This is a genomic window from Rhizobium alarense, from assembly GCF_021555155.1.
Taxonomy (GTDB): domain Bacteria; phylum Pseudomonadota; class Alphaproteobacteria; order Rhizobiales; family Rhizobiaceae; genus Rhizobium_D; species Rhizobium_D alarense.
Window position 1 is genome coordinate 1 of sequence record NZ_JAKGBU010000146.1, and the last position, 5,088, is coordinate 5,088.

Annotated in this window: 4 protein-coding genes; all 4 read left to right on the forward strand. The window is 67.2% G+C overall.

All coding sequences use genetic code 11. The features are described 5' to 3' along the window. Positions 1 to 555: AI-2E family transporter (locus LXM94_RS25155; protein ID WP_235774542.1), on the forward strand; the 555-nt coding region annotated here is incomplete at its 5' end. Positions 556 to 558: 3 nt separating this feature from the next. Further along, positions 559 to 1,251, forward strand: a complete 693-nt coding sequence (hdaA, locus tag LXM94_RS25160) for a DnaA regulatory inactivator HdaA (RefSeq protein WP_235774544.1) — start codon at positions 559 to 561, stop codon at positions 1,249 to 1,251. Between the two features lie 64 nt (positions 1,252 to 1,315). Next, entirely contained in the window at positions 1,316 to 3,517 is a 2,202-nt protein-coding gene (locus tag LXM94_RS25165; protein ID WP_329605649.1) for an RNA degradosome polyphosphate kinase, read from the forward strand. Between the two features lie 12 nt (positions 3,518 to 3,529). After that, on the forward strand, positions 3,530 to 5,050 hold the full coding sequence (ppx, locus tag LXM94_RS25170) for an exopolyphosphatase (RefSeq protein ID WP_235774546.1): 1,521 nt from the start codon (positions 3,530 to 3,532) through the stop codon (positions 5,048 to 5,050). The last annotated feature ends 38 nt before the right edge of the window (positions 5,051 to 5,088 follow it).

Sequence of the window (5,088 nt, forward strand, 5' to 3'; positions counted from 1 at the left end):
GACTACGTGGCGGACGTGCGGGGCATCGCGGGCGAGATGGATGCGGCGATCGCCGGCTTCGTGCGCGGCCAGGGGTCGATCTGCATCATCCTCGGCCTGTTCTACGGCATCGGGCTCTCGCTGGCCGGCCTCAATTTCGGCCTCCTCATCGGCCTCTTCGCGGGCGTCATCAGCTTCATCCCCTATGTCGGCTCGATGGTCGGCCTCGTGCTGTCGGTCGGGCTGGCGCTCGTCCAGTTCTGGCCCGACTATCTGTGGATCACCCTCGTCGCCGGCATCTTCTTCGTCGGCCAGTTCGTCGAGGGCAACATCCTCCAGCCGAAGCTCGTCGGTTCCAAGGTCGGGCTGCATCCGGTCTGGCTGATGTTCGCGCTTCTCGCCTTCGGCGCGATCTTCGGCTTCGTCGGCCTGCTGATCGCCGTGCCGGCGGCCGCCGCGGTCGGCGTGCTTGTCCGCTTCGGCCTGCGGCGCTACCTTGACAGCGACCTCTACCACGGCCACAGCAAGCCGATCACCATCACGGATGAAGCGGGCGAGCCGAGGCGTATCGAGTAGACGATGAGCAGCAGGAAAGGCGCAGAACAGTTGCCGCTCGCCTTCGGGCACGACGCGGCGACGGGCCGGGACGATCTCCTTGTTTCCGACCCGCTGAGCGCGGCCGTGTCGATCGTCGATGCCTGGCCGCGCTGGCCCTCGCCGGTCGTCATCCTCGCCGGCCCCGTCGGGTCCGGCAAGTCGCATCTGGCGTCGATCTGGCGCGAGCGGGCGGGCGCGACGGCGATCCACCCGGTCGCCGGCGCCGGCGCCGAGGCGGCGGCCGAACACGGCCCGGTGCTCTTCGAGGACGCCGACCGGCGCGGCTTCGACGACCAGTCGCTCTTCCATGTCATCAACAATGTGCGCCAGCACGGCCATGCGCTGCTCGTCACGACGCGGCTGTGGCCGATGTCCTGGCCGGTCGAGCTGCCGGACCTCAGGTCGCGGCTGAAGGCCGCCACGGTGGTCGAGATCGGCGAGCCGGACGACGAACTGCTCTCCCAGGTCATCGTCAAGCTCTTCGCCGACCGCCAGCTCTTCGTCGACGACCGGCTCGTCGCCTATATCGTCGCGCGCATGGAGCGTTCGCTCGACGCGGCCCAGACGCTGGTCGAGCGGCTCGACCGGCTGGCGCTCGCCCGCGGCAGCCGCGTCACGCGGGCGCTCGCCCACGAGGTGCTGGGAGAGCTCGCCGCCGGCAGCGACGAGGATTGACTGTCACAGTTCGGACGTCAAACTGGCGTACGAGCCAAGAAAACCGGGATGGGCGACTATGGACATGGATGCAAGACCTTCGGAGCCGGCGTCGGACACGCCGGCAGACAGCGATGGCGGGGTCGACGTCGAAGCCCTGATGACGAGCCCCGAGCGCTTCATCAACCGCGAATTCTCCTGGCTGCAGTTCAATCGCCGCGTGCTGGAGGAGACGCTGAACACGGCGCATCCGCTGCTCGAGCGCGTGCGCTTCCTCTCGATCTCCGCCGCCAATCTCGACGAGTTCTTCATGGTGCGCGTCGCCGGCCTCGAAGGCCAGGTGCGCCAGGGCATCGGTGTCAGGAGCCCCGACGGCAAGACCTCGGCCGAGCAGCTCGACGACATCCTGAAGGAGATCGACAACCTGCAGATGGAGCAGCAGGCCTCGCTCGCCGTGCTGCAGCAATATCTCTCCCGCGAGGACATTCTCATCGTCCGGCCCTCGGCGCTGAAGGCGGACGACAAGGCCTGGCTCGCTCAGGAATTCGAACAGTCGATCTTCCCGGTCCTGACGCCGCTCTCGATCGACCCGGCGCATCCGTTCCCCTTCATCCCCAATCTCGGCTTTTCGATCGGCCTGCAGCTCGACAACATCCATGGCCGCGAGCCGATGACGGCGCTTTTGCGCCTGCCGGTGGCACTCGACCGTTTCGTCCGGCTGCCGGATTTCGAGGGCGCCATCCGCTACATCACGCTGGAGGACGTCGTCGGCCTGTTCATCGACAAGCTCTTCCCGGGTTTCGTCGTCAAGGGCTCAGGCACCTTCCGCATCATCCGCGACAGCGACATCGAGGTGGAGGAAGAGGCCGAGGATCTCGTGCGCTTCTTCGAGACCGCGCTGAAGCGGCGCCGGCGCGGCTCGGTGATCCGGCTGGAGACCGATTCGGAAATGCCGGAATCGCTCCGCCGCTTCGTCGTCGGCGAGCTCGGCGTGCCGGAGAGCCGCGTCGCGGTGCTGCCGGGCCTGCTGGCGCTCAACACGCTCTCCGAGATCACCCGGGCGCCCAGGGAGGACTTGAAGTTCGAGCCGTACAATGCGCGATTTCCCGAACGCGTCCGCGAACATGCCGGCGACTGCTTCGCGGCCATCCGCGAGAAGGACATGGTGGTCCACCACCCCTACGAGAGCTTCGACGTGGTGGTCCAGTACCTGCTCCAGGCTGCGCGCGATCCGGACGTGGTGGCGATAAAGCAGACGCTCTACCGCACCTCCAACGACAGCCCGATCGTGCGCGCGCTGGTCGACGCGGCCGAGGCCGGCAAGTCGGTGACGGCGCTCGTCGAGCTGAAGGCACGCTTCGACGAGGAGGCCAACATCCGCTGGGCGCGCGACCTGGAGCGCGCCGGCGTGCAGGTGGTCTTCGGCTTCATTGAGCTCAAGACCCATGCCAAGATGTCGCTCGTCGTCCGGCGGGAGGAGGGCAGGCTGCGCACCTACTGCCACCTCGGCACCGGCAACTACCATCCGGTGACGGCGAAGATCTACACCGACCTCTCCTTCTTCACCTGCAACCCGACGATCGCCCACGACATCGCCAACATCTTCAACTTCATCACCGGCTACGGCGAGCCGGAGGCGGGCATGAAGATCGCCTTCTCGCCGCTGACGCTCAGGCCGCGCATCCTGAAGCTCGTCGACGACGAGATCGCCCATGCGAAGCGCGGCGCGCCGGCGGCGATCTGGATGAAGATGAACTCGCTCGTCGATCCGGAGATCATCGACGCGCTCTACCGGGCGAGCCAGGCGGGCGTCGATGTCGATCTCGTGGTGCGCGGCATCTGCTGCCTCAGGCCGCAGGTGCCGGGCCTGTCCGACAACATCCACGTCAAGTCGATCGTCGGCCGCTTCCTCGAACATTCCCGCATCTTCTGCTTCGGCAACGGCCACGGCCTGCCGTCGGAAGAGGCGATCGTCTATATCGGCTCGGCGGACATGATGCCGCGCAACCTCGACCGGCGGGTCGAAACCCTGGTGCCGCTTGTCAACAAGACCGTTCATGCACAGGTTTTGTCGCAGATCATGCTCGGCAACCTGATCGACAACCAGCAGAGCTACGAGATCCTGTCGGACGGCACGTCGCGGCGCCTGCAGGTGCCCGACGGCGCGGAGCCTTTCAACGCCCAGCACTATTTCATGACCAACCCCAGCCTCTCCGGCCGGGGCGAGGCCTTGAAATCCTCGTCGCCGAAGGCTATCGCAGGCTGGAAAAGCCGTCGAAAGAATTAAAACTGGACCTCAATGGTTGAATCGGAAGCCCAGGGGCGCCTGCCTGGAATTGCCCCGGTCTCTGTCGTCGACATCGGCTCGAACTCGATCCGTCTCGTTATCTACGAAGGCATGAGCCGATCGCCGGCGGTGCTGTTCAACGAGAAGGTCATGTGCGGCCTCGGCAAGGGACTGGCCAAGACAGGCCGCATGGACGAGGAAAGCGTGGCGCGCGCGCTTGCCGCACTGCACCGCTTCAAGGCGCTGTCGCGGCAGGCCCGTGCAAGCACCATGTACGTGCTCGCGACCGCCGCGGCCCGCGAGGCGTCGAACGGCCCGGATTTCATCCACAGCGCCGAGATGATCCTCGAGCGCAAGGCGCGCGTGCTGACCGGCGAGGAGGAGGCCTATTTCTCCGCGCTCGGCATCGTCAGCGGCTTCCACGATCCGGACGGCGTCGTCGGCGACCTCGGCGGCGGTTCGCTGGAACTGGTCGACGTCTCCGGCATGCATATCGGCAGGGGCATCACGCTGCCGCTCGGCGGCATCCGCCTGTCGGAGGCGGCGGCCGGATCGGCCGCGACCGCCCGCGCCGTTGCCAAGCGCCACGTCAAGCAGGCGGGCCTGCTGAAGGCGGGGCTCGGCCGCACCTTCTACGCGGTCGGCGGCACCTGGCGCTCGATCGCCAAGCTGCACATGGAGAAGCGCAACTATCCGCTGCACATGATGCAGGGATACGAGATCGCCTATGACGAGGCGATGGCGTTCCTCACCGAGGTCGCGGAGGCGAAGGACACCAAGGATCCGGCCTATGCCTCGATCTCCAAGAGCCGGCGCAACCTCCTGCCCTTCGGCGCGGTCGCCATGCAGGAGGTCATCGCGGCGATGAAGCCGTCGAAGATCTCCTTCTCGTCGCAGGGGGTCCGCGAGGGCTATCTCTATTCGCTGCTGCCGGAGGGCGAGAAGGCGCGCGACCCGCTTCTGGCGGCGGCCGGCGAACTGGCGATCCTGCGCGCCCGCTCGCCCGAGCACGCCCGCGAACTGGCGGACTGGAGCGGCCGCATGGTGCCGTTCTTCGGCGTCAGCGAGACGGAATCGGAAAGCCGCTACCGGCAGGCGGCCTGCCTGCTCGCCGACATCAGCTGGCGCGCCCATCCGGACTACCGCGGCCTGCAGGCGCTGAACATCATCGCCCACGGCACCTTCACCGGCATCAGCCATCCGGGCCGCGCCTATATCGCGCTCGCCAACTACTACCGGTTTGAGGGGCTCTACGACGACGGCGCGACGAGCCCGCTGGCGGCAATCGCCACGCCGCGCCTGCTGGAGCTCGCCAAGCTGCTCGGCGGGCTGCTGCGCGTCGTCTACCTGTTCTCGGCGTCGATGCCCGGCGTCGTGCGCAATCTCGGGCTCCGCGAGGCCCGGTCGGCCGACCTCGATCTCGAATTCGTCGTGCCGGCGGAATACGAGGAATTCGCCGGCGAACGCCTCGAAGGCCGCCTGCAGCAGCTTGCCAGGCTCACCGGCAAAAGGCTCGCCTTCCGCTTCGAATAGCAGCCGGTATCGGCGACCGGCGCGGCGGGCTCTGCCGC